The following is a 13151-nucleotide window of genomic DNA, read 5'->3' as shown; positions in this document are numbered from 1 at the left end:
CAACCATGACAACCGAAGCCGACCTTCTGCGCGAGTGCCGCGCAAGCGGCCAGATCACCGATGCCCAGTGGGAGCAGCACTGCGCCGAGAGGCCCGACCTGCTCGACACGTCACCGCCAGCACCAGCACCAGCACCAGAGGAGGCGTCGCTCGCAGGGATGCTGGCCGCGCTGAAGTTCCACCCAAGCGCGTCGCACATCAATCCGGACTTCCGCGACCTGTTCAACGCGACGCTCGAGCAGCACTTCAACGAGTACCAGCGCAACCCGACCGCAGTGAGGTCGCCCGCATGATCAGGATCACCAGCCACACCGGCACCACGCACTACGTCGCGCCCGCGGCGATCGCCGAGATCGTAGAAGCCGGCGCGTCAAGCCAATGGCACGGCATCCGCTCCGTCGTTCGATTGTTCGATGGCCGCGTCATCGAGGCCAGCGAGACGGCCGAGCAGATCGCGCGCGCCGCGGCAGCAACGGGGGCTTCCTCATGAGCGTGCCGACCACCATCAAGCTCACCAAGGCCGACACGGTCGCGCTCTGGCACGCCATCGACGCCCAGGGCTACGCGGTGCGCGCAATGCGCGACATGAACCGCGAGGAGCCGGGCCAGTTCACGCACGAACAGATCGCGGTCGAGCAAGAGCGCCTTCTGGCTGCCAAACGCGCGCTCCGCAAGGTCAATGCGCTGCGGAGGGCGCAGTGACGACAGTCGTCTCCTCGGCATTCCTGTCGGCATCGGAGGTTGACGAGCTCTGCGCGCCCCTGACGCAGCGTCACGCCCAGGCAAGGCATCTGTGCGCCCTGCTCGGCCTCAAGGACCTGCCGCGCCGGCCTGATGGGCTTCCGCTGGTCGGCCGCCGCTTGATCGAAGAACGGCTCAACACGACAGGCGACTACGCTTCGCCTGCTGGCTTCAACTGGAGTAGGTGATGGGACGAAAAAGAGAGAGGGCATCCGGCTTCGGCCTGCTGCCCCGGATGGAGGCGCGCCCGCACGCCGGCAGCGACAAGGTGACGTACCGCTACCACCCGCTGGGCGGCAAGCCAATCAACCTTGGCCAGGACAAGCGCGCGGCGATCCAGAAGGTGCTGGACCTCAACGGTGCGAGCAACGACGCAGGGACGATCGATGAGCTGTGGCGCGCGTACCAGACCATGCCGCAGTGGAAGCGCCTCGGCGAGCGCACGAAGACCGACTACGCTGAGTACAGCGTCAAGCTGCTCGAGGTGATGGGCAAGGTGTCGGCGCGCTTGATCAGGCCGGCGGATATCGCCCGCTATCTGCGCGTCGAGCGAGCCGCGGCGCCAGTGCGTGCCAATCGCGAGATCGCCCTGCTCTCCAACCTGATGACCGTCGCAGTCGAGCGCGGCGACATCGACGTGAACCCCTGCAAGCAGGTGAAGCGCAACCTCGAGCGGCCGCGCACCGAGGCGCCGGATCCGGACACGTTCGATGCGTTCATCGCCTGGCTCAACACGCAGGGTCCGCAGCGCAAGGTCATCGCGATGATGGCCGAGTTCGCCGCGGCTGCAGGCTCACGCCGTATCGAGTTCTTGCATCTGACGCTGCCGCAGATCGACAGCCAAGCGCAGACCATCCGGCTCATGCGCGCGAAGCAGCACGGCGGCGCGGTGCGCGTCGAGAGCGTTTCGATCACGGAGAAGATGGAGGACCTGGTGCGCCGGCTTCGCGCGCTGCCGCGGCCAGACGAATGCCTTCACGTGTTCACAACCCGGGACGGCAACCCGTACACCGACGACGGCTTCGCGTCGACGTGGCAGCGCGCGATGGCCAGCGCGCTGAAGGACAAGGTGATCCCGCGGCGCTTTACCTTTCACGATCTGCGGGCTTACTACACGACCCAACACAAGGTTCAGTACGGAACACTGCCGGAACTGCACGCTGACGCAAAGACAACTGCGCGGGTGTACGACCGCTCACGAGTCTCGGCGCGCAAAGGTCTATAGACAGCAAAAAGCCCGCAGGAGCGGGCTTCTGAGAGAGGCGGATGCGTCTAGATCAAGCAGCTTTCCGCATGTCCGCAGGAGCCTCGACCAAGGACAGGGCGAACTCGCGGACGCCAAACTGCTCAGCCGCTTGACGGATGGCGTCCTCAAGAATCCTCACGTCGGAGTCTTCGATGATGGGATCGTTGGTGTTCATGGTTCTTTCCTTTATTTAGTCCATCTGAGGACCAGCCATCGGCCTTCAATAGAGGCCTTGAACTCCACTGCCTTGTCTTCCAAGGCAGCCGCCAAGAGCGTCAGGAACTTCATTTGTTCCTGCGTTCTACCGTAAATTTTGATGGTTGACGCATTGTGCACCGTCTTGACATGGTATGCGCCAATGACAGCAGACACATAAGCATTTAACGCCGTCTTAATCCCCGCAGGATCATTCCGAAACAGCTCATCTTCCACCTTCGGGTGCAAGCGCAAACGCAGCAGTTTTACCCAGGACTTTTTGCCCGCGGGATGACTGATGATCACCTCACAGATCCCGCTGGCAACGGTGGAGCCTCCCTCGAAAACGCCGTAGGCGAGTTCGTTGCCGTTGACGGCCAGATGCTCCGACGCCCACTTCAAGAGTTGCTCGACATCGGCAGGAAACGCCTTCCCCTCTTCCGCCCCCTTTTCCCAATCTGCCTTCGTAGCCGCGAAACTCGCATCGTTGAAGGGTTTGAAGATGAGGGAGCGCTTATCGTTTTCGGCCATGTAATCGAGTGTAAATGGCTGGAACTCAAGCGCACTAGGTGTTGACGCCAAGAGCACAGGCAACGACGCACCTGAAGTGCGCAAAATGCCAGCAATTCCCGCGATGGGAATAAAACGACGAAGGCGCTACAACTTTGATAGCTGTAGCGCCTCGCGGAATATGGTGGCCTGGGTCGGAATCGAACCAACGACACGCGGATTTTCAATCCGCTGCTCTACCAACTGAGCTACCGGGCCATGTGTGCAGCCTGCGATTATACAGCGCTTTTTCGACCTCTCGACAAGTCGACGCCCAACTGCTTGAGTTTTCTATAAAGATGGGTGCGCTCCAGGCCGGTCTTCTCGGCCACGCGGGTCATCGAGCCGTTCTCCATCGCGAGATGGAACTCGAAGTAGGCCTTCTCGAAGCCATCGCGCGCATCGCGCAGCGGGCGGTCGAGGTCGAAGCTCTGGCGCGACTGCGGGCCGGGGTCGACCACGGCCGTCACCACGTTGTGGGGGCTGGCGACGAGCGCGCCCTCGCCCGTGGTGGTGACGACGGCGGCGGCGAAGCCGCTGGCCACCGGCACCACGCTGGCGGCCGCGCGGCGCGCGCTCTCGCGCGCCAGGCCCTGCTCCACGGCCTTGAGCAGCTTCTGCATGGTGATCGGCTTCTCGAGGAAGGCGAAGGCGCCGATGCGCGTGGCGTCGACCGCGGTGTCGATGGTGGCGTGGCCGCTCATCATGATCACCGGCATGCTCAGCAGGCCCGCGGTGGACCACTCCTTGAGCAGTGTCACGCCGTCGGTGTCGGGCATCCAGATGTCGAGCAGCACCAGGTCGGGCCGCGCGCGCTGCCGGGCGGCACGCGCCTCGGCGGCGTTCTCGGCGAGTTCCACGTGGTGGCCCTCGTCATTGAGAATTTCAAAGAGCAGGTCCCGGATGCCCAGCTCGTCGTCGACCACGAGGATGTTTGCCATGAGTCTTTGTTGCTGCTGCTGCGTTGTCCGCGTATGAGACGGGTCCGTCGGCCGGACCATCCACGCGCTGCTGCAGGCCTCAGACGATGGATGGTTTCGATTCTTCGGTGTGAGCGACCGCTACGCGCGGCTCGCCTGCCAACGCGAATGATAACGAGACTTGCGCGCCGGCCACAGCCCCGTCGACCGTGCGGTTGGAAAGCTCGATCCGCGCGCCGTGCTCGTCGGCGATCTTCTTGACCACGGCCAGGCCCAGTCCGGTGCCCCGGGCCTTGGTCGTGACGTAGGGCTCGAAAGCCCGCTTGAGGATGTTCTCCGCGAAGCCGGGCCCGCTGTCCTGCACGGTGAGCCGCACCCGCTGGCCCGAATCGCCCAGCCGGGTCCGGATCACCACCTCGCCCGCGCGCCCGGTGCCCGCGGCCGCGGTCTCGGCCGCGTCCTGGGCGTTTTGCAACAGGTTGTGGATCACCTGGCGGATCTGCTGGGCATCGCCGCGGATCGGCGGGCAGCGCTCGTCCAATTCGCTGCGCAGCGCGATCGGGGCGTTGTCGGCGCCGTAGAGCTGGAGCACGTCGGCCACCAGCGCGTTGAGGTCGACCGGCTTGAGGTCGGCCGCCGGCAGGCGTGCGTAGTCGCGGAATTCGTTGACCAGCCGCTTCATGGCATCGACCTGGTCGACGATGGTCTTGACCGACTTGGTGAGGATGGCCTGCTCGGGCGGCGCGACCTTGCCGGCCAGCTTCATCTCCAGCCGCTCGGCCGACAGCTGGATCGGCGTGAGCGGGTTCTTGATCTCGTGCGCCAGCCGGCGCGCGACCTCGCCCCAGGCCTGCGCGCGCTGGGCCGAGACGATCTCGGAGATGTCGTCGAACACCAGCAGCCGCGCGGCGCCCGGCAGTTCCGCGCCACGCGCGACGATGTTGATCGCGTCCTGCTGGGCCATGCCGAAGTTGTTGGCATGCAGCTCGAAGGCATGCTGCCAGTGGTCGAGGCCATGCTGGGCGCGCTCGACCTCGAAGTCGTCGAACTGCTGCTGCACGTTGTGCGCGAAGGCCGCCAAGCCGGGCACGTCGCGCAGCGGCTGGCCCTCGTAGGCGGCCAGCGGCGCGCGCAGCACGCGGGTGGCGCCGGGGTTGGTCGACAGCACGGTGCCCGCCTGGTCGAGCACGATCACGCCCGAGGTCAGGTTGTCGAGGATGGTCTGCAGGTTGCCGCGCGCGGCATCGAGCTCGCCCACCGTCTGCTCGACGGCCGCGCGCGCATCGGCCAGCTGCTGGGTCATGACCGCGAAGGAGCGCGTGAGGCCGCCCAGCTCGTCCTTGCCCTGCAGCACCGTGGTGGGCCGCAGGTCGCCGCCCGCCACCTGGCGCACGCCGTCGGCCAGCACCAGCAGCGGCCGCGCGAGCCCGTTGCCGAACAGCACCGCCAGCAGCACCGCGCCGAACACGGCCAGGAACAGGCACAGCGTGAGCGTGCCGATGTACATGCGGCGCAGGCCCTCGCGCGCCAGCGAGCGCTCCTGGTACTCGCGGTTGGCCTCCTGCACAGCCAGCGCGTTGGCGACCACCGCCGGCGGCAGGGGCTGGGTGACCTGCAGGAAGCGCGGGTCGGTGTCGAAGTCGAAGCCCGGGCGCTGCACCAGCGCCAGCGCCCGCACGCTGGCCGGCGCCACGGGCGGGCCGGTGGTCTGGGACTGCACTTCGTCCAGGCCCTCGATGTGCGAGATCACGCGGTCGGCGCGCACCTGGCGGAACTGCTGCGGCGTGGGCCGCTCGGGATTGAGCTGGAAGCGCGAGGCGCCCGCGCCGGCGATCAGCTGGCCGGAGCCGGTCCAGAGCACCACGTCGCTGGCGCCCAGCTGGTCGCGCATGCGCTCGAGCTGCAGGCCGGCGCTGGTGTCGGGCACGTCGGCCAGCTGGCTGCTGGCGGCGCGGGTCTTGGTCGCGAGGTCCGCGGCCAGCGAGTCGAGCGTGGCGCGCCCCAGGTTCAGGCCGGCGTCGAGCGCGCCTTCGACCTTGACGTCGAACCAGCTCTCGATCGAGCGCGAGACGAACTGGTAGGACACGAAATACACCAGCACGCCCGGCACCACGCCGACCAGCGCGAAGATGGCCGCCAGCTTGATCAGCAGCCGGCTGCCGAACTTGCCCTGGCGCAGCCGCCGCACCAGCCGGAACGCGACCCAGCCGATCACCAGCATCAGCAGCGTCGCGACCACCACGTTGATGCCGAAGAGCCGCGCGTAGTTCTGCTCGTAGAGCGCGCGGTTGTTGGTGGCCACGGCCAGCAGGAACATCAGCACCAGGCCCATGGCCGTGACCAGGGCGGCGATCACGCCGACCGCCCAGCGCACCGCCCGCGCCCGGCCGGCCGCCTTGGCCGCCGCGGCGGCGCGCGGGTCGGCGGCGGTCATCGCGCCTTGTCCATGCTCAGCCGCGCGCTGCGTTCGGCCGTGATGTCCCATTCGGACAGGCCGACCACGCCGATCTGGAACGGCCGCGGCAATTGCGAGGTGTCGAGGCGGAAGCGGAACACCACCGGATGGGCCACGTCCTCGCCGATCTCGGCCTCGTCGCCCAGCCGCAGCCGGCCGATGCGCTTGACGGCATCGAGCGCCTCGTCGAGCGTGTCGAAGTTCTGGTTGAGCGAGACGCCGAAGCCCGCGTTGCCGCTGATCGGCACCGGCGCCACGTTGAGCCGCCAGCGCCGGGTCAGCGGCTGGTAGGCCAGCCGCATGTAGCGCGAGACCTGCGCGACCTTGCGGTCGGTCCAGTACCAGCGCTCGCGGTAGAGCTCGGCCTCGGCCACGAAGTGCACCGCGATGCCCTTCATGAGCACGTCCTCGACCAGGGTCGGCAGCTCGAACTGCACGGCGGCGCTCAGGTAGACGCCGTCGTCGCCACGCTCGAGGCGCAGCTGGGTGACCGAGGCCCCGTGCTGCTGGGCCGCCGCCGGGGCCGGCCAGAGGCTGACCAGCCAGAAGAGCAGGCAGGCCAGCAGCAACAGCATCGCCCCGCGCCTCCGCGCCCAGGCCGCGGCCAGGCCGCGCCGGTCAGCGGGCGGGCTTTTCGAGCAGGGCGTAGAAGAAACCGTCGTGATCACCCAGGGGATTGTCCGGGACGCCGCGCCCATTGCCGCCGGCTTGGGGCAGCAAATGGCCCGGGGAAGGCAGCAATCGGGCATCGGTGTTGTGCGCAAGAAACGCCTCGATCTGGTAGGAGCCCTCTTCCCGGAAGACCGAGCAGGTGCAATAAAGCAGCCGTCCGCCGGGGCGGACCAGCGGCCAGAGCGCGGCCAGCAGCATCGCCTGCTGCTGTGCGAGCTGGGGGGTGTCGCTCTCGCGGCGCAGCCAGCGCACGTCGGGATGGCGCCGCACGATGCCCGAGGCCGTGCAGGGCGCGTCGAGCAGGATCGCATCGTAGGGCTGGCCGTCCCACCAGCTGGCGGGGCGGCCCGCATCGGCGACCACCACCCGGGCCTGCAGGGCCAGCCGGGCCAGGGTCTCGTCGATGCGGCGGCTGCGCACGGCGTCGACCTCCAGCGCCGTCACCTCGATCGCGGTCCGGCCCGCGCGTTCGAGCAGGTGCGCGGTCTTGCCGCCCGGGGCCGCGCAGGCGTCGAGCACGCGCAGCGGGGCGGCGCCGGGCCGGGGCGTGGGCAGTCCGTCGAGCAGCAACGCGGCCGCCAGCTGGGCCGCGGCATCCTGCACCGAGACCTCGCCGGCGGCGAAGCCGGGCAGCTGCAGCACCGGCCGCGGCTGGGCCAGCTGCACGCCGTCGTCACCGACCGGCCAGCCCTGCTGGCCGTCGTGGCGCAGGGCGAGCAGGTACGAGGCCACCGAGGTCCTCTGGCGATTGACCCGCAGCGTCATCGGCGCCTGCTGGTTGTCGGCCGCGAGCACGCGTTGCCAGTCGCGCGGATGGTCGCGCTTGAGGCGCTCGATCCACCAGCGCGGATGGTTCCACTGCGCCACCGGCTCGTGTTCGGTGGCGGCGACCAGTTCGTCGCGCTCGCGCAGAAAGCGGCGCAGGCAGGCATTGATGAAGCTGGCCTGGGCGCGCGTCGTGGGGTTGCGCTTGGCGGCCTCGACCGCCTGGTCGACCAGGGTGAAGGGTTCGTAGGGCGAGGACGCCGGGTCCCAGGCCAGCGCGAGCGCGGTGCACAGCAGCGCGTCGGCCGGCGGCGGCGGCGTGCGCTTGGCCAGGTGGCGGCGCAGGGCCTCGGCGCGGCCCAGCCGGCGCAGCACCTGGAAGCCCAGCGACTGCACGCCCGGCCGCAGCGCCGGTTCGACCAGCTCGAAGGCGACCGAGCCCGAGGTGCCGGCGCGAATGGCCGCCAGCGCCTGGGCGGTGAGCTGGAGTTGCCGCCAGAGCGGCGGCGAGAGGGAGGGTTCGGAGAGGTCTGACAAGCGGTGGATGGTAACAATGGCGGAAGAAGGAATGCCGCGGGGCGGCAACGCGTGTGGCGGGAAGGCCCGGGCAACGGGGCTTACTTCATGGGGGCCGCCCGGCGCAGCTGCATGACCCAGGCCACGATCAGCGCCGGGAACTGCCCGACGGCGCTGTTGTAGTGCTGCACGGCGAGGTTGAACTGGTGGCGCGCGATCTCGGCCGTGGCCGAGGGTTCGGGCCAGGCCACGGCCTGCGCCATCACGCCGGCACCGGCCTCCGGTGCGGGTGGCGTGTCGGCCAGCGGCTGCCGCCGCGAGGACAGCGTGCCGTCGACCTCGAAGCTGTTGACCGCATCGGGATAGAGCCGCTGCCAGCCGGTCAGCATCACGTACAGCGCCGTGTCGAGCGCCGCCATGGCGGCCGGATCGAGCGGGCGCAGCCGGGTGGCGGCCAGCAAGGTCGTCAGCTGCTGCGTGCTCGCGCGCAGCGACGCGACGGCGGGCGAAACAGCGCCCTCGCCCTCCTTCGCCTGCGCCTGGACATGCGCCTGCACGAAGTCGAGCTGGCGCAGCAGGGCCGCGTCGAGCGTGGCATAGGCCTGCAGGGCGGCCGAGCGCAGGCGCACCAGCCGGTTGTAGGCGCCGACGAACCAGAACAGCAGGATGGCCGCGCCGATCCAGTAGGGCAGCAGCGGCGGAAGACGACTCAGCACGTTCTCGCACCAGAAGAAGGGACCTCGGGCGGCATGCCGCACCCAGGCCGTTCGAATGAAAAAACGCCCCCCGGCCGCAAAGGGGCAGGAGGGCGCAGGGGGCCGTTCATGGCCGGGGAGGAAGCCGCCGTTTACTCGGTGGCGGGGCCTTCGCTGGCGTCGACCGTGGCGGTCGTCGCCTCTTCCGTGCCGCTGCCGGCCAGTTCAGCCGCTTCGGACTCGGCGATGGCGCGGCGCTCGGCCTCGTCCATCTGGTCCTTGGCGCGGCGGGCCTGGTGGTAGGCCATGCCGGTGCCGGCCGGGATCAGGCGACCCACGATCACGTTTTCCTTCAGGCCGCGCAGCTCGTCGCGCTTGCCCATGATCGCCGCTTCGGTCAGCACGCGCGTCGTTTCCTGGAACGATGCGGCGGAGATGAACGAGTCGGTCGACAGCGATGCCTTCGTGATACCCAGCAGCAGGTTGGTGAACGTCGCGGGGATCTTGCCTTCGGCGCGCAGGGCGTCGTTGGTGTTGAGCATTTCGCTGCGTTCGACCTGTTCGCCGGAGATGTAGCCGGTGTCGCCGATGTTGTCGACCACGACGCGACGCAGCATCTGGCGAACGATCACCTCGATGTGCTTGTCGTTGATCTTCACGCCCTGCAGGCGGTACACGTCCTGCACTTCGTCCACGATGTAGCGCGCCAGTTCTTCCGAACCCAGCAGGCGCAGGATGTCCTGCGGGTCCGCCGGACCGTCGACCACCGACTCGCCCTTGTTCACCACCTGGCCTTCGTGCACCAGGATGTTCTTTTCCTTCGGCACGAGCTCTTCGTAGATGCCGCCTTCGGGATCGGTGATCTGCAGGCGCAGCTTGCCCTTGGTCTCCTTGCCGAACGACACGGTACCGGTCATCTCGGCCAGCATGCCCTTGTCCTTGGGCGAGCGGGCTTCGAACAGCTCGGCCACCCGCGGCAGACCGCCGGTGATGTCGCGGGTCTTCTGGCCTTCGACCGGAATACGCGCCAGCACTTCGCCTGGGCCCACGTCCTGGCCGTCGCGGATCTGCACCAGGGCGCCGATCGGGAAGCCGATCGTCACCGAGTGGTCGGTGCCCGGGATCTTCACTTCGGCGCCGGAGGCGTCGATGAGCTTCACCTGGGGACGCACGACCTTGGCAGCGCCGCGGCGCTTCGGATCGATCACCACCAGCGTGGACAGGCCGGTCACTTCGTCGACCTGCTTGGCCACGGTGAGGCCTTCCTCGACGTTCTCGAACAAGGCCTTGCCCGCGAACTCGGTGATGATGGGACGCGTCAGCGGATCCCAGTTGGCCAGGATCAGGCCGGCCTTGACCTGCTGGTCCGCCTTGACCGCCAGGATGGCGCCGTACGGCACCTTGTGGCGTTCGCGCTCGCGGCCATGCTCGTCATGGATGATGATCTCGCCCGAACGCGAAATCACGACCAGCTCGTTCTTGCTGTTGGTCACGTAGCGCATCGTGGCGTTGAAGCCGATCGAGCCGTTCGACTTGGCTTCCACGCTCGAGGCGACGGCGGCACGCGAAGCGGCACCACCGATGTGGAAGGTACGCATCGTCAGCTGCGTGCCGGGTTCGCCGATCGACTGCGCGGCGATCACACCGACGGCTTCGCCGATGTTGATCAGGCCGCCGCGGCCCAGGTCGCGGCCGTAGCAGGTCGCGCAGATGCCGAAGCGGGTTTCGCAGGTCAGCGCGGTACGCACCTTGACCTCGTCGACGCCTTGCGCCTCGAGCTCTTCGATGTTGTCCTCGTCGAACATCTCGCCGGCCTTGAGCAGCACCGAACGGTTTTCCGGGTGCAGCACGTCGTCGGCGGCCGAGCGGCCGAGGATTCGGTCGCGCAGCGATTCGATGACTTCACCGCCTTCGACGATGGCGCGCATCAGGTAGCCGCCGTGCGTGCCGCAGTCCTGTTCGATCACGACCAAGTCCTGGGTCACGTCGACCAGACGACGCGTCAGGTAACCCGAGTTCGCAGTCTTCAGCGCGGTGTCGGCCAGACCCTTGCGGGCGCCGTGGGTGGAGATGAAGTACTCCAGCACGTTCAGGCCTTCGCGGAAGTTCGCGGTGATGGGCGTCTCGATGATGGAGCCGTCGGGCTTGGCCATCAGGCCCCGCATGCCGGCCACCTGGCGGATCTGCGCGGCGGAACCGCGTGCACCCGAGTCGGCCATCATGTAGATCGAGTTGAACGATTCCTGCTCGACGTCCTTGCCGTGGCGGTCGATCACGCGTTCCTTCGACAGCTTGGACATCATGACCTTCGACACTTCGTCGCCGGCCTTGCCCCAGATGTCCACCACCTTGTTGTAGCGCTCGCCGGAGGTCACCAGACCGGAGACGTACTGCTGTTCGATCTCCTTCACTTCCTTGGCCGAGCGATCGATGATGCCGTGCTTTTCAGCGGGCACCAGCATGTCGCCGATGGCGATCGAGATGCCGGCCTTGGTCGCGAGGCGGAAACCGTTCTGCAGCAGCTTGTCGGCGAAGACCACGGTCTCCTTGAGGCCGCACTTGCGGAAGCTCACGTTGATGAGCTTGGAGATTTCCTTCTTCTTCAGCGCCTTGTTGATGTTCGAGAACGGCAGGCCCTTGGGCAGGATCTCGGACAGCAGGGCACGGCCCACGGTGGTGTCCACGAGCGAGGTCGACGGCGTGAATTCGCCGGTTTCCTTGTTCTTGGTGTACTCCGTGATCCGCACCGCGACACGGGCGGTGAGTTCGACTTCGTTGGCGTCGAGCGCGCGCTGGACTTCACCGATGTCGGAGAAGATCAGGCCCTCGCCCTTGCCGTTGATGCGGTCGCGGGTCGTGTAGTACAGACCCAGCACCACGTCCTGCGAAGGAACGATCGACGGTTCGCCCGAAGCCGGGAACAGCACGTTGTTGGAAGCCAGCATCAGCGTGCGGGCTTCCATCTGTGCTTCCACCGACAGCGGCACGTGGACGGCCATCTGGTCGCCGTCGAAGTCGGCGTTGAAGGCCGCGCAGACCAGCGGGTGCAGCTGGATCGCCTTGCCTTCGATCAGGATGGGTTCGAAGGCCTGGATGCCCAGACGGTGCAGCGTGGGCGCACGGTTCAGCATCACCGGGTGCTCTTTGATGACCTCTTCCAGGATGTCCCAGACCACCGGCGTGCCCGATTCGACTTCCTTCTTGGCCGCCTTGATCGTGGTCGCGATGCCCATGGCTTCGAGGCGCGAGAAGATGAAGGGCTTGAACAGCTCGAGCGCCATCAGCTTGGGCAGGCCGCACTGGTGCAGCTTGAGCGTCGGGCCCACCACGATGACCGAACGGCCCGAGTAGTCCACGCGCTTGCCCAGCAAGTTCTGGCGGAAACGACCGCTCTTGCCCTTGATCATGTCGGCCAGCGACTTCAGTGCACGCTTGTTGGCGCCCGTCATGGCCTTGCCGCGACGACCGTTGTCCAGCAGCGAGTCGACCGCTTCCTGCAGCATCCGCTTTTCGTTGCGCGCGATGATTTCCGGGGCCTTGAGCTCCAGCAGGCGGCGCAGGCGCGAGTTGCGGTTGATGACGCGGCGGTACAGGTCGTTCAGGTCGGAGGTCGCGAAGCGGCCGCCGTCCAGCGGCACCAGCGGACGCAGGTCCGGCGGCAGCACGGGCAGCACTTCCAGCACCATCCACTGGGGCTTGATGCCCGACTTGCGGAAGGCTTCCAGCACCTTGAGGCGCTTGGAGTTCTTCTTGACCTTGACTTCGGAGCCGGTCAGGTCGCCACGCAGGCGTTCGATCTCGCTGTCGAGTTCGATGCCTTCGAGCAGGTCGCGAATGCCTTCGGCGCCCATCTTGGCGATGAACTCGTCACCGAATTCCTTGCGCTTCGTGTCGTAGTCGTCCTCGGACATGATGCTGAACTTCTTCAGCGGGGTCATGCCGGGGTCGGTCACCACGTACGCTTCGAAGTACAGCACGCGTTCGATGTCGCGCAGCGTCATGTCGAGCACCAGGCCCAGACGCGACGGCAGCGACTTCAGGAACCAGATGTGGGCGCAGGGCGCGGCCAGGTCGATGTGACCCATGCGCTCGCGACGCACCTTGGTCTGCGTGACTTCAACGCCGCACTTCTCGCAGATGACACCGCGGTGCTTGAGGCGCTTGTACTTGCCGCACAGGCATTCGTAGTCCTTGATGGGCCCGAAGATCTTGGCGCAGAACAGGCCGTCGCGTTCGGGCTTGAAGGTGCGGTAGTTGATCGTCTCGGGCTTCTTCACCTCGCCGAAAGACCACGAACGGATCTTCTCGGGCGAAGCCATGCCGATCTTGATGGCATCGAAATGCTCATCCGGCGTGAATTGCTTGAACAGGTCGAGTAAAGACTTCATGTGATTCTT

Annotated in this window: 13 protein-coding genes and 1 tRNA gene; 5 read left to right on the top strand and 9 right to left on the bottom strand. The window is 67.1% G+C overall.

Features of this window, described 5'->3' with window-relative positions; all coding sequences use genetic code 11:
* Nucleotides 1-5 precede the first annotated feature (5 nt).
* From A9977_RS08005 to A9977_RS07985, 5 genes are read left to right on the top strand one after another with little or no spacing between them, the layout of a single operon-like run.
* Nucleotides 6-293: a hypothetical protein gene (locus tag A9977_RS08005; protein WP_183024348.1), complete on the top strand. Its 288-nt coding sequence runs from the start codon at nucleotides 6-8 to the stop codon at nucleotides 291-293.
* Entirely contained in the window at nucleotides 290-490 is a 201-nt protein-coding gene (locus A9977_RS08000; protein ID WP_183024347.1) for a hypothetical protein, read from the top strand. Before A9977_RS08005 ends, A9977_RS08000 begins: the two co-directional genes overlap by 4 nt.
* On the top strand, nucleotides 487-702 hold the full coding sequence (locus A9977_RS07995; protein WP_183024346.1) for a hypothetical protein: 216 nt from the start codon (nucleotides 487-489) through the stop codon (nucleotides 700-702). Before A9977_RS08000 ends, A9977_RS07995 begins: the two co-directional genes overlap by 4 nt.
* A complete protein-coding gene (locus A9977_RS07990) occupies nucleotides 699-929 on the top strand; it encodes a hypothetical protein (protein WP_183024345.1) in 231 nt (76 codons plus the stop codon). Before A9977_RS07995 ends, A9977_RS07990 begins: the two co-directional genes overlap by 4 nt.
* Complete coding sequence (locus A9977_RS07985) at nucleotides 929-1966, top strand: tyrosine-type recombinase/integrase (protein WP_183024344.1); 1038 nt, start codon at nucleotides 929-931, stop codon at nucleotides 1964-1966. Before A9977_RS07990 ends, A9977_RS07985 begins: the two co-directional genes overlap by 1 nt.
* 52 nt (nucleotides 1967-2018) lie before the next feature.
* On the opposite strand, the gene A9977_RS07980 is transcribed toward A9977_RS07985, so the two are convergent.
* The 9 genes from A9977_RS07980 to rpoC all read right to left on the bottom strand — a co-directional run bounded on the left by A9977_RS07980 (nucleotide 2019) and on the right by rpoC (nucleotide 13142).
* Entirely contained in the window at nucleotides 2019-2162 is a 144-nt protein-coding gene (locus A9977_RS07980; RefSeq protein ID WP_183024343.1) for a hypothetical protein, read from the bottom strand.
* Between the two features lie 11 nt (nucleotides 2163-2173).
* Entirely contained in the window at nucleotides 2174-2713 is a 540-nt protein-coding gene (locus tag A9977_RS07975) for a hypothetical protein (RefSeq protein WP_183024342.1), read from the bottom strand.
* A gap of 161 nt (nucleotides 2714-2874) precedes the next feature.
* A tRNA-Phe gene (locus A9977_RS07970) sits at nucleotides 2875-2950 on the bottom strand.
* A 17-nt stretch (nucleotides 2951-2967) separates the two neighbouring features.
* Complete coding sequence (locus tag A9977_RS07965) at nucleotides 2968-3672, bottom strand: response regulator (protein WP_183024341.1); 705 nt, start codon at nucleotides 3670-3672, stop codon at nucleotides 2968-2970.
* A 79-nt stretch (nucleotides 3673-3751) separates the two neighbouring features.
* Nucleotides 3752-6085, bottom strand: a complete 2334-nt coding sequence (locus A9977_RS07960; RefSeq protein WP_183024340.1) for an ATP-binding protein — start codon at nucleotides 6083-6085, stop codon at nucleotides 3752-3754.
* Nucleotides 6082-6681 carry a DUF4390 domain-containing protein gene (locus A9977_RS07955; RefSeq protein ID WP_259651861.1) on the bottom strand — a complete coding sequence of 200 codons (600 nt, stop codon included), beginning with the start codon at nucleotides 6679-6681 and terminating at the stop codon, nucleotides 6082-6084. Before A9977_RS07955 ends, A9977_RS07960 begins: the two co-directional genes overlap by 4 nt.
* 43 nt (nucleotides 6682-6724) lie before the next feature.
* On the bottom strand, nucleotides 6725-8080 hold the full coding sequence (gene rsmB, locus A9977_RS07950) for a 16S rRNA (cytosine(967)-C(5))-methyltransferase RsmB (RefSeq protein ID WP_183024338.1): 1356 nt from the start codon (nucleotides 8078-8080) through the stop codon (nucleotides 6725-6727).
* An 80-nt stretch (nucleotides 8081-8160) separates the two neighbouring features.
* Entirely contained in the window at nucleotides 8161-8775 is a 615-nt protein-coding gene (locus A9977_RS07945; protein WP_310936104.1) for a lema family protein, read from the bottom strand.
* Between the two features lie 131 nt (nucleotides 8776-8906).
* Nucleotides 8907-13142, bottom strand: coding sequence for a DNA-directed RNA polymerase subunit beta' (gene rpoC / locus A9977_RS07940; protein ID WP_183024337.1), 4236 nt, complete (start codon nucleotides 13140-13142; stop codon nucleotides 8907-8909).
* Nucleotides 13143-13151 lie beyond the last annotated feature (9 nt).

It is taken from the genome of Variovorax sp. UMC13, assembly GCF_014170375.1.
In the GTDB taxonomy this organism is placed as follows: domain Bacteria; phylum Pseudomonadota; class Gammaproteobacteria; order Burkholderiales; family Burkholderiaceae_C; genus Variovorax.
Note: the sequence above shows the minus strand (reverse complement) of the source record. Positions and strands in the feature narration are given on the sequence as shown.